This window comes from Chromohalobacter sp. HP20-39 (assembly GCF_033052815.1).
GTDB lineage: Bacteria > Pseudomonadota > Gammaproteobacteria > Pseudomonadales > Halomonadaceae > Chromohalobacter.
Map to the genome: position 1 here is coordinate 1 of NZ_JAWHTP010000279.1, position 371 is coordinate 371.

The window sequence follows — 371 nt, forward strand, 5'->3', positions numbered from 1 at the left end:
CGCAACGCAGCGCGAACGGCGCGCACATCGTGTTCATCGAATTTGAAAATGGTGCTGCTGCAAATTCTGTCTACAACGGCTACGGCCGCTTCTCCAGCACCGAACTGGTCAGCGGCGTTGGCGAATGGGGCTTCAATGCACCTATTGCTGCGCGCGCTCGTATAGCCCCCGAAGATGAGTTGCGTGCCAAGCAGGCCCGTGCGAAACACGCCATTCCCGGCCGCGCTCCCTACCAGCCACACTTTGGCCTCACGCTCGTGAGTTGCGAGCACGGGGAAATTCGCCAGTCCCCGGAGGGACTGCTCGTCTATACGGATGAGGGTATGTCTTCGCTCAAGCTGCGCACGGAGACATCACCGCGTGAACGCGTG

1 pseudogene is annotated in these 371 nt (G+C 60.6%); it reads left to right on the forward strand.

From position 1 onward, the window contains the following. Positions 1 to 371 (forward strand): annotated as a pseudogene (locus RVY79_RS17985) (hypothetical protein); the annotation flags it as partial.